Annotated in this window: 25 protein-coding genes and 5 pseudogenes; 16 read left to right on the forward strand and 14 right to left on the reverse strand. The window is 69.2% G+C overall.

Annotated features, from left to right (window positions below; genetic code table 11):
• The first annotated feature begins 813 nt into the window (after positions 1–813).
• Positions 814–981: a hypothetical protein gene (locus IEZ17_RS43080; protein WP_229852794.1), complete on the forward strand. Its 168-nt coding sequence runs from the start codon at positions 814–816 to the stop codon at positions 979–981.
• A gap of 23 nt (positions 982–1,004) precedes the next feature.
• Here the strand turns inward: IEZ17_RS43080 and IEZ17_RS43085 are convergent.
• Positions 1,005–1,478, reverse strand: a pseudogene (locus tag IEZ17_RS43085) (SDR family NAD(P)-dependent oxidoreductase); the annotation flags it as partial.
• Positions 1,479–1,492: 14 nt separating this feature from the next.
• Between IEZ17_RS43085 and IEZ17_RS29790 the strand changes: the two are divergent.
• On the forward strand, positions 1,493–1,717 hold the full coding sequence (locus IEZ17_RS29790; protein WP_229852783.1) for an SDR family oxidoreductase: 225 nt from the start codon (positions 1,493–1,495) through the stop codon (positions 1,715–1,717).
• Between the two features lie 685 nt (positions 1,718–2,402).
• On the forward strand, positions 2,403–2,966 hold the full coding sequence (locus IEZ17_RS29795; RefSeq protein ID WP_189305524.1) for a hypothetical protein: 564 nt from the start codon (positions 2,403–2,405) through the stop codon (positions 2,964–2,966).
• 1,310 nt (positions 2,967–4,276) lie between these two features.
• On the opposite strand, the gene IEZ17_RS29800 is transcribed toward IEZ17_RS29795, so the two are convergent.
• Positions 4,277–4,747: a hypothetical protein gene (locus IEZ17_RS29800; RefSeq protein ID WP_189305526.1), complete on the reverse strand. Its 471-nt coding sequence runs from the start codon at positions 4,745–4,747 to the stop codon at positions 4,277–4,279.
• 8 nt (positions 4,748–4,755) lie between these two features.
• Positions 4,756–5,883 carry a competence protein CoiA family protein gene (locus IEZ17_RS29805; RefSeq protein WP_189305528.1) on the reverse strand — a complete coding sequence of 376 codons (1,128 nt, stop codon included), beginning with the start codon at positions 5,881–5,883 and terminating at the stop codon, positions 4,756–4,758.
• A 266-nt stretch (positions 5,884–6,149) separates the two neighbouring features.
• Here IEZ17_RS29805 and IEZ17_RS29810 point away from each other — a divergent pair, with 266 nt between their 5' ends.
• The 4 genes and pseudogenes from IEZ17_RS29810 (at position 6,150) to IEZ17_RS29825 (ending at position 10,048) form a co-directional block, all read left to right on the forward strand.
• Positions 6,150–7,562, forward strand: a complete 1,413-nt coding sequence (locus IEZ17_RS29810) for a hypothetical protein (protein ID WP_189305530.1) — start codon at positions 6,150–6,152, stop codon at positions 7,560–7,562.
• Positions 7,563–7,842: 280 nt separating this feature from the next.
• A complete protein-coding gene (locus IEZ17_RS29815; protein WP_189305532.1) occupies positions 7,843–7,998 on the forward strand; it encodes a hypothetical protein in 156 nt (51 codons plus the stop codon).
• A 275-nt stretch (positions 7,999–8,273) separates the two neighbouring features.
• Positions 8,274–8,837 carry a histidine phosphatase family protein gene (locus IEZ17_RS29820; protein ID WP_189305534.1) on the forward strand — a complete coding sequence of 188 codons (564 nt, stop codon included), beginning with the start codon at positions 8,274–8,276 and terminating at the stop codon, positions 8,835–8,837.
• A 516-nt stretch (positions 8,838–9,353) separates the two neighbouring features.
• Positions 9,354–10,048, forward strand: a pseudogene (locus IEZ17_RS29825) (phytanoyl-CoA dioxygenase family protein).
• A 125-nt stretch (positions 10,049–10,173) separates the two neighbouring features.
• Here IEZ17_RS29825 and IEZ17_RS29830 read toward each other — a convergent pair.
• The 5 genes from IEZ17_RS29830 to IEZ17_RS29855 form a co-directional block, all read right to left on the reverse strand.
• Positions 10,174–10,902 (reverse strand): sulfite exporter TauE/SafE family protein, encoded by a 729-nt coding sequence (locus IEZ17_RS29830; protein ID WP_189305536.1) that lies wholly within the window; start codon positions 10,900–10,902, stop codon positions 10,174–10,176.
• Positions 10,899–11,390 (reverse strand): MaoC family dehydratase, encoded by a 492-nt coding sequence (locus tag IEZ17_RS29835; RefSeq protein WP_189305590.1) that lies wholly within the window; start codon positions 11,388–11,390, stop codon positions 10,899–10,901. The genes IEZ17_RS29830 and IEZ17_RS29835 overlap by 4 nt, the downstream gene beginning before the upstream one ends.
• Positions 11,387–11,914 carry a TetR/AcrR family transcriptional regulator gene (locus IEZ17_RS43090; protein WP_229852784.1) on the reverse strand — a complete coding sequence of 176 codons (528 nt, stop codon included), beginning with the start codon at positions 11,912–11,914 and terminating at the stop codon, positions 11,387–11,389. The genes IEZ17_RS29835 and IEZ17_RS43090 overlap by 4 nt, the downstream gene beginning before the upstream one ends.
• 204 nt (positions 11,915–12,118) lie before the next feature.
• Positions 12,119–12,433, reverse strand: a complete 315-nt coding sequence (locus IEZ17_RS29850; RefSeq protein ID WP_189305538.1) for a YciI family protein — start codon at positions 12,431–12,433, stop codon at positions 12,119–12,121.
• Between the two features lie 296 nt (positions 12,434–12,729).
• Positions 12,730–12,876 carry a hypothetical protein gene (locus IEZ17_RS29855; RefSeq protein WP_189305540.1) on the reverse strand — a complete coding sequence of 49 codons (147 nt, stop codon included), beginning with the start codon at positions 12,874–12,876 and terminating at the stop codon, positions 12,730–12,732.
• A gap of 244 nt (positions 12,877–13,120) precedes the next feature.
• On the opposite strand from IEZ17_RS29855, the gene IEZ17_RS29860 reads away from it, so the two are divergent.
• A complete protein-coding gene (locus IEZ17_RS29860) occupies positions 13,121–13,846 on the forward strand; it encodes a dienelactone hydrolase family protein (RefSeq protein ID WP_189305542.1) in 726 nt (241 codons plus the stop codon).
• Between the two features lie 570 nt (positions 13,847–14,416).
• On the opposite strand, the pseudogene IEZ17_RS29865 reads toward IEZ17_RS29860, so the two are convergent.
• Positions 14,417–14,592 (reverse strand): annotated as a pseudogene (locus IEZ17_RS29865) (IS5/IS1182 family transposase); the annotation flags it as partial.
• A 116-nt stretch (positions 14,593–14,708) separates the two neighbouring features.
• Positions 14,709–14,927 carry a hypothetical protein gene (locus IEZ17_RS29870; protein WP_229852785.1) on the reverse strand — a complete coding sequence of 73 codons (219 nt, stop codon included), beginning with the start codon at positions 14,925–14,927 and terminating at the stop codon, positions 14,709–14,711.
• A 70-nt stretch (positions 14,928–14,997) separates the two neighbouring features.
• Between IEZ17_RS29870 and IEZ17_RS44635 the strand changes: the two are divergent.
• From IEZ17_RS44635 to IEZ17_RS29880, 3 genes and pseudogenes are all read left to right on the forward strand, one after another.
• Positions 14,998–16,014, forward strand: a pseudogene (locus IEZ17_RS44635) (NACHT N-terminal Helical domain 1-containing protein); the annotation flags it as partial.
• Between the two features lie 262 nt (positions 16,015–16,276).
• On the forward strand, positions 16,277–16,783 hold the full coding sequence (locus tag IEZ17_RS43100) for an NACHT domain-containing protein (protein WP_229852787.1): 507 nt from the start codon (positions 16,277–16,279) through the stop codon (positions 16,781–16,783).
• A gap of 158 nt (positions 16,784–16,941) precedes the next feature.
• Positions 16,942–17,850 carry a helix-turn-helix domain-containing protein gene (locus tag IEZ17_RS29880; protein WP_189305548.1) on the forward strand — a complete coding sequence of 303 codons (909 nt, stop codon included), beginning with the start codon at positions 16,942–16,944 and terminating at the stop codon, positions 17,848–17,850.
• Positions 17,851–18,015: 165 nt separating this feature from the next.
• Here IEZ17_RS29880 and IEZ17_RS29885 read toward each other — a convergent pair.
• Together IEZ17_RS29885 and IEZ17_RS29890 are read right to left on the reverse strand one after the other, a co-directional pair.
• A pseudogene (locus tag IEZ17_RS29885) lies at positions 18,016–18,408 on the reverse strand (SRPBCC family protein); the annotation flags it as partial.
• A complete protein-coding gene (locus IEZ17_RS29890) occupies positions 18,336–18,665 on the reverse strand; it encodes a F0F1 ATP synthase subunit B family protein (protein ID WP_189305549.1) in 330 nt (109 codons plus the stop codon). The gene IEZ17_RS29890 and the pseudogene IEZ17_RS29885, both read right to left, overlap by 73 nt.
• Positions 18,666–19,034: 369 nt before the next feature.
• On the opposite strand from IEZ17_RS29890, the gene IEZ17_RS29895 reads away from it, so the two are divergent.
• The 3 genes from IEZ17_RS29895 (at position 19,035) to IEZ17_RS29905 (ending at position 20,200) form a co-directional block, all read left to right on the forward strand.
• The gene (locus tag IEZ17_RS29895) at positions 19,035–19,427 is read left to right on the forward strand and encodes a helix-turn-helix domain-containing protein (RefSeq protein WP_189305551.1); all 393 of its coding nucleotides are present in this window, start codon (positions 19,035–19,037) and stop codon (positions 19,425–19,427) included.
• Positions 19,428–19,517: 90 nt separating this feature from the next.
• A complete protein-coding gene (locus IEZ17_RS29900; protein ID WP_189305553.1) occupies positions 19,518–19,928 on the forward strand; it encodes a VOC family protein in 411 nt (136 codons plus the stop codon).
• Between the two features lie 92 nt (positions 19,929–20,020).
• Positions 20,021–20,200: a PNPOx family protein gene (locus tag IEZ17_RS29905; RefSeq protein ID WP_229852788.1), complete on the forward strand. Its 180-nt coding sequence runs from the start codon at positions 20,021–20,023 to the stop codon at positions 20,198–20,200.
• Positions 20,201–20,686: 486 nt separating this feature from the next.
• On the opposite strand, the gene IEZ17_RS29910 is transcribed toward IEZ17_RS29905, so the two are convergent.
• Positions 20,687–21,418: a DUF2218 domain-containing protein gene (locus tag IEZ17_RS29910; RefSeq protein WP_189305555.1), complete on the reverse strand. Its 732-nt coding sequence runs from the start codon at positions 21,416–21,418 to the stop codon at positions 20,687–20,689.
• A gap of 46 nt (positions 21,419–21,464) precedes the next feature.
• A complete protein-coding gene (locus tag IEZ17_RS29915) occupies positions 21,465–22,085 on the reverse strand; it encodes a class I SAM-dependent methyltransferase (protein WP_229852789.1) in 621 nt (206 codons plus the stop codon).
• A 169-nt stretch (positions 22,086–22,254) separates the two neighbouring features.
• Here IEZ17_RS29915 and IEZ17_RS29920 point away from each other — a divergent pair, with 169 nt between their 5' ends.
• Positions 22,255–22,845, forward strand: coding sequence for a TetR/AcrR family transcriptional regulator (locus tag IEZ17_RS29920; protein ID WP_189305557.1), 591 nt, complete (start codon positions 22,255–22,257; stop codon positions 22,843–22,845).
• A 603-nt stretch (positions 22,846–23,448) separates the two neighbouring features.
• A complete protein-coding gene (locus IEZ17_RS29925; RefSeq protein ID WP_229852790.1) occupies positions 23,449–24,930 on the forward strand; it encodes a sialidase family protein in 1,482 nt (493 codons plus the stop codon).
• Positions 24,931–25,060 lie beyond the last annotated feature (130 nt).

A 25,060-nucleotide genomic window follows, 5' to 3' on the forward strand; every position in this document is an offset into this window, starting at 1 on the left:
CCCCAACTGTCCATTTACTACTTGATTGTTCGCGTCAGACAACTCAACTTCAGAAGGCCCAGTCGACGTTGGCCGAGGTACCCCATAGCGGACTTGTTGAGGTCGATCGTGGTTCTGATGATGGTGGTCTGACCGAAAGGTGCCTCCACGAGGACCTCTCCTCTGGGCGAGAGGACCATGCTGGGCAGTGCTGGCAGGCATCCGCCACGTTGGCTGCCAGCACGAACCGTTGGTTCTCGGCTGCGCGGCTGATGAGGTGGCTCCGCCAGACCCCGGCAGGCTCAGAGGGATTGGCCGCATGGGTGAGGTAGATCCTTTCGAAGCGTTGACCGGGAATGGGTCGGGCGGAGTTCGGCCATAACGGATCCGCTACAGCAAGGGCGGATGCCCAGCTGGCTCCTTCGGCCGTGCTCAGCCGATCTGAGGCGGTATCAGGTTCGGGACACTTCCTTCTCCCCCCAGGACAGCGGCACCCAGGACTTCAGGGCGGCATTTTCAGGCCCGTCACCTGGAGGCACCACGTGCCGGGAGTGTCCTGCCGGCAGACGAGATCTGGCCATACGGATGACGGGGCACAAGAGGGTGCGAGACCGGAGCGCACCCGGGCCGTCCACGTCATCGACCCATCGGACACGCCCTACAGCCCGAGTGCAGATGGCTCCCGCCCATCGGGTGATGTGGCGTTAATACGACCGGCGCGGAGGAATGCCTTTCTTCGCATCCACTCCGCCTCGGGGCGCTCTGATCACGACCTCGCGCGTGTCATGTGTGCGCACCGATGCGGCCCGCGACCGGAAAGAGAGGAAGCCTGCCATGCGGCGCCATCTCCGCATCCTGACCGTCTCCGCCGTGTTTACCCTGCTGACCTTCGGCTTGGCCGCGCCGGCCCAGGCCGGGGGCTCGGGTGGTAAATCCCCGCTCACATCCGTCCTTATCAGCGTTCCCGTCGTCGGCCACCTTCTTGACGGGCTCGGTGGCTGAGCGGCCGAGGACGTGACGGCGAAGCGTAGCTCGTAACCGTCGGCGCCGGTCTGGCGAGTGCGGCCGTCGGGTTCGCCGCTGTCGATGCCTGCATTGTTCATCAGTACGTCGAGTCGGTCTGTCATCGCGCGAAGCTGGATGGCCATGGCTCGGACCTGGCCGAGGTCGGAGAAGTCCGCGGTGACGGTTCGGGCCATGGTTGCGCCGAGTGCCGCGCAGCGGCCTGCGATCTGGCCGAGCTTGGCCTGGTTGCGGCCGTGCAGGATCAGGTCGGCGCTGTCGGCCGCCAGGTTTTCGGCCAGGGCCCGGCCCAGGCCGTCCGTGGTGCCGGTGATATCGTCAGGCCCGCGTATCCGACCTCGTCGGACACCAGGCGGATGCTGCCCGCCACGACGAGATCCGGACGGTCGCCGAGGCCATCGGCACCATCGACTGTCTGGTTCTCGCGGCGAGCGGCAGTGAGGGCCCGGGGCCGATCGGCGATCTGGACCTGACACTCGCCCCGAGACGCGTGAATGCCGTCTCCCTCGGACTCGTCGACACCCCCTGGTGGAGCGGCCTGCCCGCAGAGGTCAGACGGGAGTACTTCGCCGAGGCAGCTGCCGCTCCACCCGTCAGGCACGTCGCGACAGCTCACGAGATAGCCGGGACCGTGGCCCTCGCCGCAACCAACACCAACCTCACCGGCACAGTCCTGGAAACCGACGGCGGCGCGCGTCTGGTCACGCTTGTCTGAACACGTCCCGCGACCCGAGAAGCTCGCTTCTGCGCATGCCGCCGAGGCGGGCTTCGCCAGCGGGACGGAAGCCAAAGACGCCACCACGTTGGACGCACAGGGCGGCCACGCAGCACCAACTGGCTTTTCAGCCACAAGTTCCTGAGGACCAAATGACGTTGAGTCGAGCCGCAGCGCTAAACGGCATCGTCACTTCGCGTATGAAGCTCAAGCACGTCGACGAGCCAACAGATGCATGACTGAGACTGCCACGCAAAGTCTTCTCGCTCGAAACCCGGACGGAGGCTTCTTCGCGCACCAGCTCAGACCGCGACCGCGTCCTCGCGCGAAAATACCGCCTGGCACCGTCGGCAGTACAACGATTGCGTCCACGCCGGCCGCGCATCCTCAACAGCCGACGCCTCGTCGCGACAACCACAACACCAAGCCGACACCGCCAGCCAGCAGCACGATCCCGCGGCTACCGCCCCGACACCAGCGCGCCGGCCGACGCTCACCTAGCCTCGCGCTTCACCAGACTCACATTCTGTGGATCGATCACATCAGAGAGGTGTGCCTCTGAGCTGGGAGGATGGGCTTGTCGAGGACTCTGTCCACCCCAGTTCAGGAAGCACTCTCCAGGTGAACACGCTCACCGGGTTCACCCCGCCTCCGCGCCGTCGATGCCATGAGCTTGAATGGAGGGATGGATCAGTTGTGGGTGGACCGCCTGGTGAAGGTGACGGGCTGGCAGCAGGAGCGCCAGGAGATCGACTGGGGCCCGTTGGAGGACGGCTTCGGTACCTCCCTGCCCGCCGACTACAAGGAAATCTGCGCACTCTTCGCGCCGGGGAGCTTCTCGGCGTACCTCGAGGTCCTGAGGCCGGTCGGCGGAACCTCGTCGAGCCGCGTGCTGGACACGTGGAAGCGCCACCTGCAGTTGTGTGCGCAGTATCCGCTGACTCCAAGGACCTTCGAGCCTCACGGGCTCTACGGGAGGTCCGAGAAGTCGGGCTTGATCCTCTGGGCTCGTGACGAGACGGAGGGCGATTACTACTGGCTGGCGGACCGCTCGGTGGATCCCGCCAAGTGGCCCGTGATCGCCAAGCCGGACCCGGCCGAGGAGTGGTACCGGTTCGACATGTCCACTTCCGAGTTCATCTACCGGGTGCTTGCGGACCTCGAGTTCACACCGTTCACCGTCGCCGGCCAGATGGGCAAGCCCTTCCTGATGCCCTACGGTCAGCCGCTGCCCATGGTCGGCCGGTGAAATCAGCGCACGGTGGGCTTCGCATGTGCTCCGGGGTCGCTTCCGACGGGTGATCAGAGAAGCGGAGAGTGCTCCTGAACTGCAAGGATGGGGGCTCCCGCTGCTCGCCCTCGACGGGTCGGCCCGTCGAGGGCGAGCAGCGGGAGCCCAAGAGGATGCGACTGCGGCTCTTCTCCGCAGCCGCCCAGGCTGGTGCCCACCGGCCGCACCCGCCACCCGCGGTTCTGCAACAACTGGCCCTGGACCACCGATCTGGTCACCCCGCCATTGGTCGGCTCCATGCCCTCGCACCACCTGCAACAGGGAACTGACCTGCACCGACGAGCCGAACCAACCCGGGACCAGTGGAACCCCACGCCCACCCGCCGCGACAAGCGGGCCTTCGGTATCGCAGGACCCCGAAACAGCCTCTACACCAAGGCAAAGGCGGGCCGCCAGCAAGCTGACGGACCTCACGCAAGATCGAGGCTAGTGCTGCCGCCTGGCACGCAAAGACATCCAGATTGTTACGCTTCCAAGGACCAAGGCCATAGCGACAAAGATCTATAGCGCGCTTGATGCTGCATCAGATGGCGGCGGGGCTGAGGTAGTCGATGATGCGCTCGGCCGCCGGCTGCGCCCGCGGAGGAGCACGAGAAGGACGAGCACGGAGCTTGCGGCAGCCGCCGCCCAAGGACTGGGGCCTCCGTCCCAGGTGACTACCGCTGCCGCGGTGGTCAGGGTCGCGTTGAAGGCGGTGAGCCACAATGCCAGGCGGTTCGTTCGCTTGTCACTCATGCGCGTCCTCTGCTGCGGTAGTTCGCGACCACGGTCGGAAGTGACGATATGAGCCAGGCAAAGCCGCCTCAAGCGGCTATTCACTCAGCGAACAATTTCGGTCGATACTCCCTGGTGCCTACGGGCGCACCGCAGTGTGCTTGAGGCGGGGAACCACCCCATCCGGGTGGGTCTCGCTCGCCCGCGGGGCTCACGCCAGCGCGTAAGCGCCCCGCCGAGGAAGGGCGGGGCCAGCTATTCGGCCTCGCAACAACCAACCGGCACCAGCAGCGCCACCGCTGAGGCTGACCAACCACACCGCATGTGCTGGCGAGAGCCCCTCTGGGAGTGTCAACACCTTCGCTCGTACTCGACCTGGTCAAGGGGTTTCCCATCACCCAAGTCGTAGGTGCGTGTGCTGACTTCGTCCCCGGTGGCGTCGGCAAGCCGGTGCAGCAGGGCCGCCCGGCCGTCGAGGCAGGGGGATCCCCGAGATGAGCCGCCAGAGGGCCCCCGGGATGATCTTGAAGCGGATGCGTCCGCAAGGGCCATGGTCAGGCCGTGCTGCGGCGCCACGGCTTGTCGTACGAGCCGCCGCAGGTACGGCAGGAGGCGGTGTAGACGGCGCTGGTGGGAGTCGTCTGCTCGGCGGGCTCGGCCGAGTGGGGCTGGCCCAGGATGACCGCGGTCAGCTCCGGTTCCGCGCAGGAACACGGGCCGCCCGTACGCCGGGGGCGGGTCCTGCGAGGCAGGGCGGCTGTGTCCGCCGTATCCGCTGTATCCGCGGGCGCCGTCGACAGGTGTTCCATCCGCCAGCCGTCGATGGGGACTTTGCGACGACGGCGGGTGTTGCGGTCGAAACGCTGCCGCTCGGCGGCCGTCTCGAACAGCAGCAGCATCCCCGCCAGCAGCCGGAACGCCTCACCTCGCACGAGCCCGGACACCGGGGACAGCACGGCGGCCGGGGTGCCGTCTGGGCCGATCAGGGGCGTTCCGCCGCCCCAGCGCCACTCGTCGGTGCTCATCCCGACCGTCACGGTGATGTGGTGCTCCCGGCCAGATGCGCAACCGCCTGCTCCACGCCTGGCCGGCGCATCAGCTGGTCGTGGAACCGCGCCCCGGCGGGCCCGAGGTTCGCCCGGCGTGCGTCCGCTTCGGCGGACGCGGCCCTCCCCAGCGCGGCCCGGCGGGATGCGGCGTTCCTCTGGTCGATGTCGGCCCGCCTGCGCGCCGCCTTCTCCTTGAACCGCGCCCGCTGCTCAGCCGCCTGGCGCTGGCGTTCCTCCTCCCGCCACAGGTAGGCGTCCTCTGCCGCGATGTACTGCAGAGCCGTCCAGACCTGGGCGAGCTGACGCTGCGGGTAGCGCAGCCGCACGCGCGGGAGGTGAGGGAAGACCTGGCAGGTGAACACCCAGCGCAGGAAGTCGGCCACGGGCACCTGCGGCGCCGGCTCCCAGGCGGACCCCGCGAACTTCACCAGGCCCTCGGCGACCGCGATGCCGCCCTCCGCGGCGGCCAGCCGCACCGAGGGGACGGCGCCGAGCCAGGGCGGTCGGGGCCGGTCACTGAACCAGCAGCAGGTCACGTCGTGCGCGTCCATCCGCTCCGTGCGCTCGACGATCTCCGCGGCGGTGATCGGGGAGAGCTGGGCCTCCAGCGCCATCCGCCACGTCCCGGCCGGATCACTGGCCAGCACGTCCGCCCGCCACGAGCCGTCCGGCGCACGGACCTCCGACTCGGCGTGGGCTCCGGCCTTCCGGGCCGCGCTGGCCAGTTCCAGCTTGAGGAGGTGGTGGGCCTCGGACTCGCCCTGGCGGGCGATCTCACAGTCCGGGGCGTGCGGAGCGTGCGCGAAGAACCGCAGGCCCCGCTCGGAGGTCTTCGCGTACATCGGGTGCCGGCACTCCACGCAGACGATCGGCGCGGGCGGCCGGGCCTTCCACACCGCCTTCCACGCCTGCCCGCCTTGCTCGCGCCGCGCACGATGCGCCGCATCGCCCTCTTCCACATCGACAACAGTCGACTGGACTTCCAGGAAGCCCGACACTGGTACATCGCCCAGTTCCTGTACCGCTGACACCTGGAGTGCCAGTACGGGGTCCGCTGGAAGCGTGCGGCGCCGTCGGCCGAGGTCGCTCTCGCCACCAGCACGTTGTTCCATCCTGCAACTGTGCCCGAAAGGAGCGCGTTTCACGTCGATTTCATCGGCTGCTCCTACCGTGTGCATCCTCGGGCACGTCCTTCGGGCGGGAGTTGCTCGATCGGACCGCGGCTCCCCTCACCGGGGTTGGGGGCGCCGGTGCGCCGGGGCGGCACTCGCCGGCGATCTGACGATGACCGTCCGCCCCCCAAAAAACGATGGCCTGACCGACGTTGGCGAGGCAGACACAGCCGCAGCTGTCCGGAGTGTTGCGGAAGGAGTGAGCCGTGAGTGACTACGTCAAGCGTCTGCCGTCAGCGGCACTGCCCGAGGGGGGCGTGGCGTCCTGGTCCGTCGCCGATGCCGAGCGCTGGAGGAAAGCTCGCGTCCCGGCGGCCTTCGCCCCGGTCCCAGGCAGTTGGGTCCTCCTCGGCCTGGTCGCCGTCTCGTACGTCCTGACTTCTGAGTTCTCGGCCTCGCGGTGGAGCAGTGGCGGGTCCGCGCCCGGCGGCACCGACTGGCTCGGATATCTCCCGACGGTCCTGCTGGCCGCGCTGCCATTGTGGTACCGCTATCTGCCGGTCCCGACCGTGCCGGCCGCAGTCGTGGTCGCGGTGGACGCGGCCGTGTCACTGGCATCATCCGACGCCGACGACAGGCTGGTCACAAGCGGATACCTCCTGGCCCTGACCGTCTCCGCCTGGGCATTCGCCGGTGCGTGCCTGCGCCTTCGGGCCCGCCGCAAGCAGCGGGCGCTCGCGCTCGCCGCGGCCGGTCGGCGCCGTCTCGAACTCCCGGACCGGGTGCCCGAGACGGACGGCTACCGTGGGTTTCGGCAGTTCTACCTCGGGCTCGCCCTCTGCCTCATCGCCGGCGCCATCCTCACCGACGGTCTCGTTGAAGGCCTGACGGCATCGGACCGCGCACCCGCGTACGACGCCGTCGGGCAGCAGGGCGCCGCCCTGCTGTTCCTCGTCGCCGGCACCACTGTGTACGGCCGCGGCCACGTCGCCTACCGGGCGGCGCGCCGCCTGCACGAGGAGCCCCAGCCGACTCTGCTGGTGGGCGTACGGATCGCGCCGGACGGTTACCACTGGCTGTATCCGGATGCCCGCACCACCTCGGGGCGGCCCCTGATCGCGTACCTTCCCAAAGGCCGGGGCACCGACCGCGCGGCGCGTCTTTTGGGCACGAGCTCCACCTACCGAGCCAGCGACGGGCACTACGACATCGACCCCCGCAGCGAACCCTTCGAGGCGGTCCTGTACGGCGCACCCTGGGAAGGCGCCGAGGTCGTCCTGGAATACGTCGTCATCGAGCGCAGCACTTACCAGGGTTCGGAGCGTACGTATGCCGGCGTCATGGTCGCCCCGCTGCTGCCGCGACGCCGCCACGGCCTGGGCCTGTGGCAGCCGGCCGACGGCGCGGCCCGGGATGCCGCCCGGCGCGAAAGGATCTGCAAGGAAGAGCAGGAAAAACGCGAGCGGGACGAGCGGCGGGAAGCACGCCTACGCCGGCAGGAACGGGCCTACCGCGTGCGGGGAACAGCGCGGCGCCGCGGTAGCGGGGCGCGCGGTCAGCGGTACGGCAGGCCCGACAGCTGGGGCGGCGGGGACGGCTGCGGAAGCAGCCACAGCTGCGGAGGACACGGCTGCGGAAGCGGCCACGGCTGCGGCGGGCACGGTTGCGGCGGGCATTGAGCGCGAAGACCTTCTTCGGGAGAGGGGCGGGGGATGTGTCGCAGCACGGCGAGTCCATCAGCGTCCAGGAGATGAGCGGTCACGTCGAACGGAGAAAGATGGGCCCATGGGCCGTCCCAGTGGGTTTCGTGTCGATGACGGTCATGCATGCCGGAGGGGCTCACGCCCGTTCTCGCGGGTATCGGCCCGGCAGGGTCGGACTCCGTCCAGGGGTTCGCGGCCGGGCTCGTCGGCGCCATTGCGCTCTTCGTGATCGGCTGCGGTCCCGGATGGATCGTGGGTGCGCTCAACAGTCATCGGGGGAATCCGCGGCCCAGGTGCACCGCGCGGCCCGCTCCTCGCGGGCCGTTCGGGGAGGGTGCGGATGTACGACGAGAAGGGCAAGGTCCGCAGCCGGAGTTTGGACGACAAGTCGGTCACCGCCCGGGTGGACTGACGCAGACCCGGCTCAGCTGAACTTGCCGAACGTGACGTACATGTCTGCATGCCTCTGACCAGCAAGTTCGCGTGACAGCACTAGTTCACGCTCGCGGCCGGCCGACCCCTTGTCCACGGGTGCGAACGACGATGCCGCACCCCTTGCCCAGCTGTAAATCAACCCCGTTGTCCAGTTCGAATGCGCCGACGTTCCCCCTGGGCGACATGCGCAACCCGCCCGCTCTGCCCCCTTTCGCGTGCGTGATGCGGGAGCGCGACCCGTACCATCGCCGCATGCATGTTCGGCTCACACTTCTCACGGCCGCACGCAGCGCCCCGCTGTTGGCCGAGCGTTTTCACGAGGACCGACCGCTCGACCAGGCCGGCTGGTACGAGGTGCAACGCGCCGCCCATGCCCTGCAGCCGCTCGCAGCCGCCGAATTGCGCTACTGCTCGCCGACCCCGCGCAGCCGGGACACCGGCGAAGCGCTCGGCCTGATGCCGCTGGCGCAGCCCGCGCTGCGCGACTGGAACATGGGCCGCTGGAGCGGGGCCACCCTCGCCGAGGTCACGGCCCGCGAACCGGGCGCCGTCGACGCCTGGCTCGGCGACCCGCGCTCGGCCCCGCACGGCGGTGAGTCCCTGCTCGCCTTCATCTCGCGCGTGGGCGGCTGGCTCGACACCCGGCCCGTCGACGACGGCGGCAAGATCGTCGCGATCGCCGAACCCGCGGTCGTACGGGCCGCGCTCGTCTACGCCCTGAAGGCGCCCCCAGCGACGTACTGGAACATCGACGTAAGCCCCCTGTCGACCGTCGCGCTCACCGGGCGCGCGGGCCGCTGGACCCTCAGCCTGTAGGGCGTGCCGGCCACGTCCCGGCCGTGAAGAACCGCTCCGGGACGGCGAGAGCGGGCACCACTGAGATTGCCGTTCCCCTTACGCGGATGTGAACCGTCGGCTGCCGCCGGCTGCGGATCGCAACCGCGCCGTCGCCATCGCGGCGCGCAGCGCGACCCTGGCCAGGTCGGCCCCGGACATGCCGCCGCCGCTGATGCCTGCCTTCAGGGGGTGTAGCCGAGGGCGGCGTCAACATGGCCGTCGCGGTCGCCCTGACCCGGGCACCTCGCCCCGACCGCTCACGCATTGCGGCCGAGTTGTGGGCCTTCGTTGCCGGAGCCGCAGGTGCCGCGAACAGTTCGGGAGGGACGTCATGACTGAGCAGAGCGCACACCCCGAGGTGCACGGACGGGGGGATCTGGCCGGAGATCTCGCACGCACCGGGCCTCCGGCGGCGGCGACCGCGCCGTCGAGCCGGCGCAGATCCAAGCGGACCTGGCCGCACCGGAACGCGACGGCTACGTCATTCTGACCGGTCTGCTCAGCCGCGAAGAATGCGACGATCTTCGCGCCGAACTCACACCACTGCTCGGCCGGACAGATCGCAACGCCTTTGAGGGCCACCGCACCCAGCGGATATACAGCGTGCTCAACAAGACCCGTTGCGTGGACCGCCTCGTCGACCACCCTCGCGTCCTGGCCCTGCTCGACCGGTTGCTACTGCCCCACTACCTGCTGTCCCAGTTGCAGGTCATCAACATCCGGCCCGGCGAGGAGGCACAGCTACTGCACCCCGACGATGGCTTCTATCCGGTCCCCCGCCCCCGACCGGAGTTGTCGGTGGCCACCATCTGGGCGATCGATGAGTTCACCGCCGACAACGGCGCAACCATCCTCATCCCTGGCAGCCACCGCTGGCCGGACGGCAGAACCCCCACCCACGCAGACCCCACCTGACCGCCGTCATGCCCGCCGGATCCTGTGTGCTGTTCGTCGGCACCCTCTGGCATGGCGGCGGCGCCAACCGTAGCGCCGCACCGCGCCTGGCCACCACCGCCCAGTACTGTCAGCCCTGGCTGCGGACACAGGAGGCGTTCGCCCTCTCCACCAGCCGGGACGCCATCCGCGAGGTCTCGGAGGAGCTCCGTCGGATGCTCGGCTACAGCATCCATCCGCCTTTCGTCGGCATGGTCGACGGTATGCACCCCAAACGCCTCCTGGACCGCCACTGACTCACCTTGTCGGACCCGGACTGGCGTGCCGCCCAACCCGGTGGACGTTCGCGGTCACCGCACTGGGTGGCAGGGGGAGGCCGCTGGCTGCCGCTGCGCGGGGCGGGTCGTAGCGGCGTCTCGGATCACAGCACTCCCACCCCCTTGGCCAGGGTCGACAGCCCGCCGGCCAGCGCGAGCAGCAGGACGAGCTGCCGGGCCCGGCCGTCCGGGACGCATGCGGCGAGCACCTTGCCGATGACCGCGCCCAGCACCATCGCGGCGACTGCTATCGCCCACCCCGTCGCGCCCAGCTGCGGGACGCCGTTGGCCGCGATGGAGAAGGCGTTCACGACGATGCCGTAGAACTGCGCGTTCGGCACGAACTCGTGGACGGTCCAGTCGGCGTTCATCGCATAGAGGGAGAGCGGCGGGCCGCCCAGTCCGGCGGAGGCATTCATGAACCCGCCCGCCGCGCCCGCGGCCACGGCCCCTTTGGGACCGGTCAGGGCGGACACCCGCAGGCCGCGCATCACCAGCAGCACGGCGAGGGTGACCAGGAGCCCCATCCCGACGAGCAGGACGGGGCGCGGCAATTGGGCAGCCACCCATGTCCCGACCGGGACGGCGCACGCGGACGCGACGACCAGCGGCACCATCGCCGTGAGCCGCACCCGCCGCCAGCCACCGACGAGCCCGACGGCGCTGATGACCCCGGCCGCACAGTTGGCCAGGGCGACTCCCTGGGAGGGACCGAGCAGCAGCGCGAGCGCGGGCACGGCGACGAGTGCGAAGCCCATCCCGGTCAGCCACTGCACGCAGGCGCCCACCATGACGACACCCCCGAGGAGCAGTTGCGCCGTCCCGCTGGTCATGCGCTGTCGCGGGTGCGCAGCAGGTTCACGACGGTCACGCGCAGCACCGGCTCACCGCTCTGGTCGATGAGCTCGGCGAGCGTGCGTACGATGCCGCGCCGCGGGTCGGAGCGCGAGAGCCGGGTGTCGAGGGTGTGCAGGCGCAGGCTGAGCCGGTCGCCGGGGCGCACGGGCTTGAGCCAGCGCAGTTCGTCCACTCCAGGGCTGCCGAGACTGGCGACCGTGGACAGGTAGTGCCGTGCGAACAGCTGCATCATCAGGGCGACCGTGTGCCACCCACTGGCGACCAGCCCGCCGAACGGCCCCTGCTTTGCCGCGCCAGGATCGACGTGGAAGGACTGGGGGTCGTACTGGGAGGCGAAGCCGATGATCTCCTCTTCGGTGACCGCGACGTTGCCGTACTCGTACGTCGCGCCCGCCGTGTAGTCCTCGAAGTACCGGTCGTCGATGGGAGCGGTGAATCCGTCCGTCCTCTGATGGTCGTTCATATCTCCCTGTCCTTCTGGTTTCTGGGCAGTAGTGCTGCGGGGAGCAGGCCGGGGACCGCGACGGCGGCCAGGCGCCACAACGTGGTTCCCGTCCAGGTGGCGGCGCCTGCGCTGCTGGCTACGGCGAAGCCGAGGGTGGGGCCGATGTTCGTCGCCGTCTGGTTGAGGCCGCCGACGGCTCCGGCGTACTCGGGTGACGCGTCGTCGACGACCGTCCCGGAGCGGTGACCATGACTGCGGCGAACCCGGCGCCGATCACGGCGAAGACCGCGCCTGTCAGCCCCGCCGCACCACTCTGCGCCAGCTGCGAGAGCCCGGCGATGCCGACCCAGCTCCTCGAAGCCCCGGCGAGCAATGGCCGACAGCGCCCCCCGGTGCGTCGGAAAGTAGCGCCGGGGCGCACCGTGCGACACACCCGCACCTTGGGCGATCTCCGGCAGACCGACCGAAGCGGTGCCCCCAGACAGCACCAACTCCACGACAGCATCGACCAGCCGCTCCCGCAAAGCCCCCTCGACATCCATAGACAGTGTCTACCAGGGGGTCGTAGACACTGTCTATGGCTCAGGAGGCGGCTTGCAGACGAGGATCGGGGCATGGCGACATGCCGAGCGCGGGACAGCTCCGTCTGCTCTGAGCAGATGCTCGGCTCGGCGTCAGGACTCCTCATGCCGGCGGCCAGCATGGTGCCGCGGGCGGATTGCCGGGCCTGCGAGGCAGTTGGCCGGCTAGTCGGGCGTTCGGCCGCCAGCCGGGAGGAAAGAAGGCCCCACCTGGCATGGATGGACTCGCACCTCGCGCCAGACATCGTCGACCACGTACGGCTCCACGTGCAGCCAGGCGTCCAGGTCCTCGCGGGAGTCCGCGGCCATGACCAGCATCGAACCGATCATGTCGCCCTCATCGCCCAGGATCGCAGTACCGAAGACGGCTTCGACCTGCTTCATCGACGCTGCCTGGGCCAGATGCCGTTCCCGGGCACGGGCACGACGTCGACGTCCCTCCGCACCCGGGTGGTCGTATGCGATGACCAGGTAGTGCATCCCACTCCTCCGCGGATGGTTCGGCAGCCGCCGGCCGCAGACGGCGATCGACAGTTCACAACGCCCTGATAGACATCGTCTACGATCCGGGCCAACCCCCGCCCCCACATACGCGAGCGGCAGAGAACCTTCGCGGACGCGTATCCGGTCGAGGTGCAGGCCAAGGTGCTCTCACCGAACGCACGCTGACGTACCGCCAGGGCGCCCGGCGCGCGCTGCCGCTGCCGCCTGCACCTCGACTGGCAAGAGCAGCCGGCTCGCCGATGCCCGTCGTCCACCGCTCCGTCGTACAGCGGTCAGGAACCGAGGTCGAGGACGCGGACGGGCTGCCCGTGCCACCGCTGCGCGTCGGTGGTGCCGACGATGGCGCCCTCGGGCCGGTCCGGTGTGGGCTGGGCCGCGCGCCGGCAATGGGCCACCGCCCACGACAGCTGCTGAGCCACTGCGAGTGCGGCCAGCAGGACGAAAACGCTGATGCCGGGCGCACCGCCAGACGGCCGGGCGGTACCGGGCGCGGGCCGGGTCGGCCTCGGCCGTGGATCGTGGGGTGCTCGGTGAAGCGGTAGTCGGCACGCGTGTCCATGTCGCGCCGTTGAAGCCGCTGGCGTTTCAGAGGCACGCCCCCGCTGTTCTGCCGGCGGTGAACACCGGCCTGACCGGACTCGACGATCACTACAGTCCAGCCGTATGACGACGATGACAACGCGCACGGTCGAGTACCCGGCCGACGGCTTGACGATGATCGGGCACCTCGCGCTCCCGGCCGGTGTCGACCGCCGGCCCGCGGTGCTGATCGGACCAGAGGGCATGGGGCTCAGCGACGTCGAACGCCGCCGGGCCGATGCGCTCGCCGAGCTGGGATACGTGGCGCTGGCCTTCGACCTCCACGGCGGGCGCTATGTGGGCGACCCCGAGGAGATGCTGGCCCGTTGCATGCCCCTGCTCGCCGACCCCGACCGGATGCGGGGCATCGGCCACGCGGCGCTCGACGTGTTGCGCGCCGAACCGCGGACCGACCCCGACCGGATCGCCGCCATCGGCTACGGCACCGGGGGCGCCATCGCGCTGGAACTCGGGCGCGACGGCGTCAACCTGCGCGCGATCGGAACAGTCAACGCACTGACCACGGGCCGACCGGGCGAGGCGGCGCGCATTCGCTGCCCGGTGTGGGCCGGGGTCGGGTCGGAAGACCCGATCATGCCGCCCGCGCAACGGGACGCGTTCACCGCCGAGATGCAGGCCGCGGGCGTCGACTGGCGCCTCGTGGTCTACGGCGGAGCCCTGCACGCCTTCCACCACCCACCGGTCGACCACATCGCGCCCCCCGGAGTCGGCTACCATCCGCAGCACGCGCAGCGAGCCTGGCGCGACATCGTCGACCTGCTCGCCGAGCGCCTGCCCGTAACGGAGTGATCTGGTCGGCAACCGGGATTCCGGGCCGACTGCGCCTGCACCAACTCCGCCACTCCGCCGCCACCCACCCCCGGGGGCCTGATACATGGTGTCAAGGGCGGGCGGCTGAGGGGTGGGTAGGTGCCGCCCACTCTGGAGCTGTGCAGCAGTCCCAGACCTTGCCGAGTAGTTCTGACGTCCTGGTGGCAGCGTTCCCGTCTCGGCTTGCCGGGGACGTGCGGAGCGTTCTTGCCGTCATGCCGTTCGCTGCGATATCTCCGGTTGGGCCATTCCGCGTTGAGGTGCAGGGTGAGGCGGTCGCCATCCCCTCACGGATCTACCATGCCGGGCCGGACGCCGGCGTAGCAGGCTTCCTCACCGGGACCCAGCAGCTGATCTTGCATTGCTTGTACTCCCGGCGCTCCGACTACTGGTCGTGCCACTACCGCTGGAAGTACCCGATGTTCGGCACATGTCCGGGAGGGATCCTGACAGAAGCGTTTCGAGCCGCCGCATCGGAACAGGTCGGCGCACCGTGGCGCCGGCATACGCCCCCGACCGCGGGCAGCCCTGCCGGAGACCGGTCATCGCCTATCCGGTGAGAGCAAGGTTGTGCAGGCGGGCGATGCCAAGGATGGCGTGGTGGACGCCCTCGCCTCTGAGGCGGCAGTCACGGAGGATCTTCCTGCGCTGCATGCGGGCGAAGTGTGCTCATCGCGGGCACGAACCTGCCTGGGGGATCGGTTGTGTTCCTCCTTCCAAGCGGGGAAAGCCTGGATGCTCACGCGGAGAAAGGCGTGGACGCTCACGTTCTGCGCCGTCAGGGATGGACGCTCTCGGCCATTGCCCGGCTTCGCGGCCGTGATCGCAAGACGATCCACGCCTATGTCAATGGCGAGCTCTCTCCGGCGTATTGGGCGCGTGCCCGCTCCAGCGCGGCATCGAAGTCGCGCTGGGTGTCGTCACACCAGTGCAGGAGGTCGGCGAGGACGTGCTGCAAGGTCTCGCTGGGACCGCGGCGCCAGCCGTCGCCCGACAACGTGTACGTCTCCAGAGCCGCGTTGGCGCGTCTTACCGCGGCATCGTGCCTGTCCGCCGTCACCGACATCGTCCCCTCCCGTGGAAGCTCATAAAAACGATAGCACGTTGCATATTTGCAGTGCGTTACTTTTATGGGGAGGGTGGGCACGAGCGACTGGGGCGAGCACGCGGCCGTCACCGACGCTGTGTGCCGGACGTTGTACGGCCTCGGCGAGCTGGACATGGACGATGTGCAGGCCGTCGGGCTCGGGCCCGAGCGGTTCGCGCGCCGACGTCGGGCACAAGTGCCGGACGCATGCAGGGAGTTGTCCAAGGACGGGACGCGGTTCCACGACCGGCTCGTCGACGCTGCAAGCGTGCACATCCTGCATTTCTTCACGCAACGCCCGACGTTCGTCGCCCGGACCCTGGTCGAGCAGAGCCGCCGCATCGAGGAGGCCATCGGGCCACTGGATCGGCTGCCATCGCCGCAGAGCGCCGCGGATACCGCGTTCGAGGCCGAGTACGCGGACAGTCTGGTCAAGCAGCACTGCCAAGTGACCATCGTCGGAGTCGACTTCGCCAACTCACCTGACAGCTGGTCGCTGGACGCCACCTACCTGAGCCTGGGCGTGGAGTTCCCGGAAAAGGAGGCGGAACGGACCACGGACGGGCCGAGCAGCGGGACAGAGTCGTACGGCCCGCAGCCGCCTGTGCCCATCGAGCACGCACTGGCCGGACAGGAGCGCGTGCTGCTCCGTGGTATCGCCGGGTCCGGGAAGACCACGGTGGTGCAGTGGCTCGCTGTCTCGACCGCCAAACGGCAGCTGCCCGCGGAGCTGAACGCGCTACGCGGCCGGGTGCCGTTCGTGCTGCCCGTACGGCGCTTCTCCGACCGGGACCTGCCCCTACCCGTCGGATTCCTGTCGGCGGAGCGGCATCCGCTGTCCGGAGCGGAGCCGGACGCCTGGCCCCTACGGGTGCTCAAGGCCGGTCGTGGGCTGATGCTGATCGACGGCATCGACGAGGCGCCGGCCGAGCGCCGCGAGAAGATCCGCACAGAGTTGGACCAACTGCTGCGGCAGTTTCCGGGGAACGTCTGGCTGGTAACCTCCCGCCCCGCCGCCGTACGGCCGGACTGGCTGGCCGCACAGGGGTTCAGTGAAATGAGCCTGGCACCGATGAACCGGGATCAGGTCGCCCGCTTCATCCGCTCCTGGCACGCGGCTGCCGCGAGCGACATCGGCCGTGACCACGCCCGGCTTCCGGAGTACGAACGCAAGCTGCTGCACTCGGTCCGACTGATCCGTCAACTGCGCCAGTTGGCCGCCAACCCTCTGATGTGCGGGCTGATCTGCCCGCTGAACCGGGACCATAACGGGAGACTGCCGCGCGGCCGGCCGCAAGGCGCTCTACAAGGCGGCGCTGGCGATGCTGCTGGAGCGACGCGATCCAGAACGCGAGGTCGACGCCGACGGGATCGTGCTGGACCGGGAGGCCAAGGAGCGGCTGCTGCAGAAGCTGGCCCACTGGATGCTGCTCAACGACCGAACCGAGCTCGACCGTACGACGGCCGTCGAGATTCTGGCTCGCTTCCTTCCCGCCATTCCCAGTGCCGGGGAGCAGGGCACGGCGGAGGAACTCTTCGACCATCTGCTGCACCGCACCGGGCTGTTGCGGATTCCAACGCCGGGCTCGGTGGACTTCGTCCACCGCACCTTCCAGGACTACCTCAGCGCCAAGGAAGCCGTGGAGCGGTACGACTTCCCGTTCCTGGTCAACAATGCGCATCGATCGGACTGGGACGAGGTCATCCGGATGGGTGTCTCACTGGCCCGGCCCGATGAGTGCGCCACAATGATCGAGAACCTGGTCTCGCCCCGCCCCGGGCTGCCCGACCAGCACTTCCGCACCGTCGTGGCCCGCCCTACGCCATGAAGGGCCACGACGAGGTCGCGGCCCTTTGTGACGAGCCGGCCGCAGGACGACGGTGAGCGGCGCCGACTGGGCCACTGGCAGCGCGTGCAGGTTGAGCAGCCGGGGGCGCAGAAAAGGGGCTTGATTCTCCATCTGCTGGAGGGATGAGAGTTGTCCTCGTGAGCGACCACATCGAGATGCTGACCATCGGCGAACTCGCCCGGCGCACCGGAGTGTCGGTGCGCACGATCCGCTTCTGGTCCGACAACGGCGTCGTTGCACCGACCGACCGCACGGCAGGCGGCTTCCGGCTCTACGACGCCGGTGCCGCCGCCCGTGTCGACCTGGTCCGCACCCTGCGCGAGCTGGGATTGGACCTGGACACGGTGCGCCGGGTGCTGGACCGGCAGGTGACGGTGCGCGACGTGGCACGTGCGCACGTGCGGGCTCTGGATGCGGAGATCCACACACTGCGGGTGCGACGCGCGGTGCTGGACCGGGTCGCTCGAGACGGCAGTACGACCGAGGAGATGAGAATGATGCACGAGCTGGCCCGGATGTCCGCCGACGAGCGGCAGCGGATCATCGACGGCTTTGTCCGCGAGACCTTCGACGGTGTCGGCCCCGACGCGCCTGGCGCCCAGATCGCCCACGCCATGCGCGCCATGCCCGCCCTCCTGCCCACCGATCCGTCGCCCGAGCAGGTGGACGCCTGGGTGGAGCTGGGCGAGCTGGTCGGCGACGAGTCGTTCCGGAAGCGGGCACGTGAGATGGCCCTGGCCGGGGCGCCGGGAGAGCAGCAGCCGACGGGCCCCGACCCGGTGAAGGTCGCAGAGCACGCCGGCCAGGCGGTACGCGAGCACGTCGCCCCCGAATCGGCCGCGGGCAAGGAGATCCTTCACCGGATCGTCGACCCCCACCTGCCCGCAGCCGAACGCGCCCGGCTGGCCGATCGGTTGGCCACCTTCACCGACCGCAGAGTGGAGCGGTACTGGCAGCTGCTGGGCGTGCTCAATGGGCGGCCACCGGCCCCCTCGGGGGTGCCGGCGTTCGAGTGGCTGATCGCCGCACTGCGCGTACACGACTAGCGACACGGTCTGGAGCTTCCGGAAGTGCCTGGCTGCGGCAGCCAACGGGGAGGGATCACTGCCCCGTTAGCTCCCGGCCAGGACACCGGGCTGCCGTCGGCGGGGCAGCGGACCTCCTGGGCGGGTTCGTTCAGCACGGACCGCCGGCAACCGCCGGTGAACGGCTCAGGCACGCCCGTTCTCCGGCTGTGCGGTGACCCACTCGTGGAACGCGCCGATGTGGTGCTCGCTGGGCACCAGCACGCCGCCGTCGCGGTAGACGCGGGAGTCCATGGCCAGCCGGCTGCGTTCGCAGGCGTCGAAGGCCTGGGCGCGGACCCGGTGGCACAGCTCGACGGACTCGGCGGTGGCGGCGCCGGAGTCGACGACTTCGGGCAGGTACAGCCAGTCGCACTCGGCCGGGGTGCGGTCGGGGGCGAGTGGGAACTTCCGGTGGAGTATGACGTGGTCGGGGACGAGGTTGATGAACACCTGCGGCCGGACGGTCACCGCGTAGTAGCGCCGGTCCCGGTTGTCGTCGATGCCGGGCAGGCGGCCGATGCCCGCGCTGCCGTCCACGTGGGCGGCCGATTTCCTCGTCGGACCGGTGATGGGCGGGCGGCAGCCGAGAAGCGGGAAACGGTCTTCCTGGTCTCGGCGACGTCTTCCAGCCGCTCACCGACGATCCGGCCAGCCAGCTCGATGGCCAGGGAAGCGACGTCATCGCGCAGCTCGGCTTCGGCCAGGGTCCGGTGAGCGGCGAGTTGCTCGTGCGCTGCGACGACCAAGGCCTCGCGTTCCCGCAAGCCTTCGGCGCGGATCTCGACGAGCAGCATCGCCCCTTGCTCAGCAGCCTCCCGCCGCAGACGTGCTGCTATTTCCCTGACTCGAAGACTGACGGCACCTCAACTGGTCCCACATATAAGGGGATCGGCTGTTCGGCATCACTCGTCGGGGTCGGCGCCGGCATCGACGACCGGGTCAGCTCCGCCAGGTCGCCGCGCTCCACCCAGAAGGTCTCCGTTCCGAGTACAACAGCAGCGAAGTACAGCAACCACCGCGACCGCCACCACCCGACACCGCCCCCCGGACGACCGCCCGACCAGCCCGGCGGATCTCAGCGACCGACCGGCTCGTAGTTGGACCGGAGGGGTGGAGCGATCACCGGCGCTGTCTTCGGCGGCGAGCTGTGATGTGATGGCGCCGTGAATCGCGCCGCAGAAGAGACCAACCGCCGCATGCTCCGAGCGCGGGATGCGATGGACCGCGTCTACGCTCAGCCGCTGGACGTGCCGGCCCTGGCCCGGATCGCCCATGTGTCACAGGCGCACTTCTCCCGCACTTTCCGGGCCACGTTCGGCGAGACGCCACATCGTTACCTCCAGCGCCGCCGTATCGAGCGAGCCATGTTCCTGCTGCGGGAGACCGACCGCAGTGTGACGGACATCTGCTTCGAAGTCGGCTTCGGCAGCCCGGGAACCTTCAGCCGCACGTTCCGCGACATCGTCGGGCGGTCGCCGAGGACGTACCGCAAGGAAGCGGTGGCCACGGGCGTGCCGACGTGCTTCACGATGGCGTGGACGCGACCGAGCGGCTGATCGTGCGTCCTGCCCGTGCCACCTGTGCCGCCCGTCGACAGAGCAGTTCTGGATAAGTTTTCGTGCCGCCGGCTCAGTAACGTGATGCACATGTTCAACGCCATCACGCACTCGCAGATATACGTCCTGGACCAGGACGAGGCCCTCGACTTCTACGTCGGCAAGCTCGGTCTGGAGGTCGCCGCCGACGTCGACATGGGCTTCATGCGCTGGCTGGCCGTCAGCGTTCCCGGTCATCCCGAGCGCCAGATCCTGCTGGAGAAGCCGGGCGCTCCGGCGATGTCCGAGGAGACGGCGGAGCAGGTCCGGGAGTTGGTGACCAAGGGAGCGATGGGCGGGTGGCTCATCTTCACCACGGACGACTGCCGCAAGACGTACGAGACGCTGCTGGGCCGAGGCGTGGAGTTCACCGAGGAACCCACGGACCGCCCGTACGGTACCGACTGCGGACTTCGCGACCCCTTCGGCAACCGGATCCGCTTCACCCAGCCGAGGGCCTAGGTGTGCACCCGCGGACGGCCGCTACACATCCCAGGGAAGCCGACCTCCGCAGCCTTGACCTCAACCGCACTTCAGCTCCTAGGGTCGGCCGCATGATCTTCACTGAGAGGGAGCACGAGTACCTCACCGCCCAGCAGTTGGCCCGCCTGGCAACCACGGGGCCCGACGACTGTCCGCAAGTCCGCCCGGTGGGCTTCCGGCTCAACGACGACGGCACCATCGATATCGGCGGGCGATGGAGCCCCGAAGGCCTAACGCTATGGGATAAATGACCAGGTCAGACCAGTCATCTGCGTGAGCGGACGGTGTGGCACGGTTCGTTCAGCACCGGACACCGTGCCACGGCAAAGCTATGTCGAGCAGGGGAAACGGACGGTTGAGGTCCTGGCGCGATCGTTCATCGCGACCCCGCCCGGACTTTTCATCCATTGGTTCAGGGGTCGATCCCCTGATGGCTCACCGGACCTCTCGCAGGACAGGGCTCCTGACCTGCGGCTCAGCGCCCCGACTGGGAATCACCAGCCGGGGCGCTTCGCTTTTCCGACCAGGCGCGGGCGCCGTGTGGGTTCGGTCGACCCGGCAGGCGCTGCGTCAGATGCCGGGCGGGCGCGGGGAATGCGGCGCACGGCGGCGCGCCTCGGCTCCGTGGGGCCGGCGCATCAGGCCAGGGCGACGACCAACAGGTCGAACGCGGCGACGATGACGCCGACGCGCACGTAGTGCGTTGTACAGCCGGGCGCCCAGCACCTCAAGGATGCTCACGTCTGCTCCTCGTGCTCACGGTTTCCCATCAATCCCGCCGCCTGTTCGGCTGGCGGTGCGGGGTGATGCGCCCGACGCCGTGACCGGTGCCAGGAGACGGACCGGGCTTTGCCTCGGCGCAGCGCAACGCCGCCCCTCAGTACGTGGAGGCCCCCGATGATGACCTTCACCGCGATGAGCGCGACGACCACGCCGATGCCCCATTTCTCCAAGCCCGCGACGGCGAATACGCCGCCGAGAAGCCCGAGGTGGGCGAGGATGAACAGTGCTGCCAGCGCCGCGAGGCCGAGGGTGCTCAGCCAGCCGCGGCGCCGGCGTCGGCCGGCGGCCGGTGGGGACGCGGATTCGGTGCCGGCGGCCTCCCCGGCTGCTGGCGTAGGAGCGTCGGTGCGGCGCCAGGTCGTCGTCAGCTGGTCACGCCGCCCGATCTTCTCGATGCGGTGGCTGATGCCCCGCTGGAGTCGTTGCAGGGTGGCCTCGTCGTCGGTGTCCACGCGCAGGGTCAGCGCCTCCGCCGTGGCCAGCAGCGTGCACAGACCCGTGCTGAAGCGAGCTGTCCCGTAGGTGTCGGACCAGTCGACGTGCTCCACCGTCGGCGGCGTATGCCCTTCCCCGGGGTGACCCGGGTTGTGGTGGCGCATTCCGCCCATGGTGTTGAGGTGGCCGCAGAGTTGGACGAGGTAGCGGCTGGCACGGTCGGTGGCGATCCGGGCTTCGGCAGTCGGCATGAACGGTCCTCTCCGGCGAGGTGGGGCGTCTCGTGAAGCGGGGCAGTCAGAGACGGGTGAGGGTCAGGCACCAGGCGCGGACGTGCGCGGGTCGGGTGCGGGAGTCGATGGTGGCGGGCTCCAGGGAGTCGATCCGCCAACCGTCGGCGAAGGAGGCGATGATCTCGTCGCGGCTGAGTTTGTGCTGCCACTCGGCTGGTTCGGCGTCGCTGAACCCGAGCATGAAGAAGCGCCCACCAGAGCGGATGATCGACCGGAGACCGGCGACGTCGGCGGCGCGATTGTCGCCGGTGAAGACGTGAAACAGCCCGCAGTCCAGCACGGTGTCGAACGTCTCGCCCAACGTGGCCAACCCGCGGGCGTCGTGACGCAGGAATCGCACGGCCGGCCTGCGGTTGCGGGCCTTGCGCCGGGCGATCTCCAGGGCGTTGGTGGCCAGGTCGACACCGGTCACTTCGCAGCCCAGCGCCGCGGCCATCAGCGCATGCTCGCCGGTCCCGCAGCCGGCATCCAGCACTCGACCGCGAATCTCCCCCGTCTCAGCCATAGCTTGCAGCGCCGGTTGGGGCCGGCCGATGTCCCACGGCGACGGGCTGGCATACAGCTCTTCGGGAGTTTTCGGCCGGCGATGGGGCACCTCCGCGCCGGCAGCCGACGAAGCCACCACAGCCACTCCTCGCAGATGGGGCATCCCGATCCCGTCCATCCAAAGGATCAAGACACACTGTCTATCTAATAAGCCAGAGTGTATGGAACGTGGCTCACGGGTTCAAGACACTGTGTCTACCAAATGGAACATGGTGTCCAGTGCCCGTCGCGCTGTATAGAGTGGGTGGGTGCCGAAGCTGTGGAATGACTCGATCGAAACCCATCGCCGTGCGGTGCGAGAGGCGACCATCGACGCCACCGCGGAGCTGATCGCGGAGCACGGACTGCTGTCAGTGACGATGTCGCAGATCGCCGAGAGGGCCGGCATCGGTCGGGCCACGTTGTACAAGTACTTCCCCGACCTGAAGTCCGTGCTCGACGCCTGGCACGAACGTCAGATCACCACTCACCTTGACCAGCTCGCCCAGGCCCGTGACCACGCCAGCCATCCCGACCAGCGCCTCCGGACGGTGCTCCAGACCTACGCCCGCATCACCCGCCACCCGCGCGGGCATCACGACAGCGAACTGGCCGCGCTGATGCACCGCGGGGAGCACGTCACCCGCGCCCAGCAGCACCTGCACGCCATGATCCGCGACCTTGCGGCCGAGGCGGCTCAGGCCGGCGAGATCCGCGATGACATCGCTCCCGACGAGCTGGCCATCTACTGCCTGCACGCCCTCACCGCCGCCAGCAGTCTGCCCGACGAGCCAGCCGTCGACCGGCTCGTCGAGATCACCCTGGCCGGGCTCAAGCCCTTGCGCCGACCACATCCGTAGCCCCACACCCCCTCGGCCGCGACGCACGTCGCGGCCGACGGACGCGCGCGAGCCGGTCGTGGCGGCCGTCGCCGTCCCGTCTCGGGATGCCACCTCTTCCCCGGCGTGCCCGACGCAGGGATATCCACCTGCCGCCGACCTCCGTACGGGCCGAGTACGCGGAGCCACGGTGACGTGCGTCGGCTGTTCCGGATCGCCCTCGTCCCCGCCGTCGCCTCCGTGGCCCTGGTCACCGCCGGTGTGGGATGTACTGCCGCAGCAGACCGGTTTCTGGCAAGGGCAGTTGCGCAGCCTGCCGCCTTGAGCCGTACGGGAAGAGTCTGCGCAGCCACAGGGGAAAACCGCTGTCTTTACTGCGAGTTGACCGTGCTGCGCAAATTCTCGGCCGCCTTCCACTTCGCGACTGCCATCCCTCTTGCCGGATGTCATGTCCAGTGCAAATATCCCGGACCGCGAACACGCGCCCTATCGGCGTGAACGTCCTTCTTCCCCCTTGTGCCGGGCGAACCCCGGCCGCACGAAAGGATGTTCCATGTCCCGGTCCAGACGCAGACTCGGCCGGATGGCCACGCTCACCGCGGCCCTGACCGCGCTTCCCGCCCTGTGGTTCTCCGCCCCCGCAGCCCACGCGGCCCCGACCGCTCCGCCGCCCCGACAACGCTTCGGTCGGCCGACACCGAGCCCGCCGCCCGGAGCGGCACCTCCGCGACACGCTCGGCGCTGACCCAGGTCAGCACCGACCCGTTCACCAACACCTCCAGCCAGCACGCCACCGAGCTCGAACCCGACACCTACGCCTGGGGCAACACGATCGTCGCGTCCTCCCAGGTCGGCCGATTCACCGACGGCGGTGCCTCCGACATCGGCTGGGACACCTCCACCGACGGCGGCACCACCTGGCAGCACGGCACGCTCCCCGGTATCACCGCCTACCAGGGCGGCAGTTGGGCGCGCGTCTCCGACCCCGCGGTGGCGTACGACGCCAGGCACGGCACATGGATGGTCACCGGACTGGTCATCGACTCCCACGTCAACGGCGCGGGCGTGACGGTCAGCCGCTCGACGAACGGCACGAGTTGGAACAACCCAGTCATGGCGATCGGCAACGACGGACAGGGCTACGACAAGGAATGGATCGTCTGCGACAACACGCCCTCCAGCGCGCACTACGGCACCTGCTACATCGAGGTCGACGTCACCTCGTCCGGCAACCGCGTGATCATGAGCCGTTCCACCGACGGCGGCACCACCTGGTCGGCCCCGGTGTCACCCTCCGGGAATCCCACCGGTCTGGGCGGCCAGCCTCTCGTCCAGCCCAACGGCACCGTCGTCGTCCCCTACTCCGCCAACGGGTCGTCGATCCGCGCCTTCAACTCCACCAACGGCGGCTCCAGCTGGAGCTCCAGCACGCGGATCGCCGACGTCTCCAGCCATACCGTCGCCGGCAACCTGCGCGACGGTGAAGGTCTGCCATCCGCCGAGATCGACGCATCCGGCAAGATCTACGTCGCCTGGCAGGACTGCCGCTTCCGATCCGGCTGCCCGGCCAACGACATCGTCTACGCCACCTCCACCAACGGCACCAGCTGGTCCGCCGTGACCCGCGTCCCGATCGACGCCACCACCAGCGGCGTCGACCACTTCATCCCCGGCATCGGCGTCGACCACGCCACCTCCGGCAGCACGGCCAAGATCGGGCTCTACTACTACTTCTACCCGACAGCCAACTGCACCGCTGCCACCTGCAAGTTGGAGGTCGGCTACCTCTCCTCCACCAACGGCGGCAGCACCTGGAGCAGCCCGACCGCCGTCGCCGGCCCCATGCCCCTGTCGCAGATCGCCGACACCACCCAGGGCCGCATGGTCGGCGACTACCTCTCCACCTCCGTCATCGACGGCAAGGCCGTCTCAGCCTTCGCAGTGGGCAAGTCGCCAACCAACGGCCAGGCATTCGACGAAGCCCTCTACACCGCCGGACCTCTGACCGTCACCGGCGGCAGCCGCGCCTCCACCACCCGCGGCGCGGCCCTTGCGCCTCTCCGGCACGGGGCCACGAGCTCCACTCCCCTGCCGGTCCGACGCTGAAGCTCCGCTTCCCTCACGTGGGGTGCGTTCCCGTACCTACTGGAACGCACCCCACGTCATCCGAGCGGGAACGGCCAGGAACGGAACGTAGACCAGGACGTCACCGTGGTGTGCGATGGCAGAAGGGGCG

Source organism: Streptomyces albospinus, assembly GCF_014648695.1.
Lineage (GTDB): Bacteria > Actinomycetota > Actinomycetes > Streptomycetales > Streptomycetaceae > Streptomyces > Streptomyces albospinus.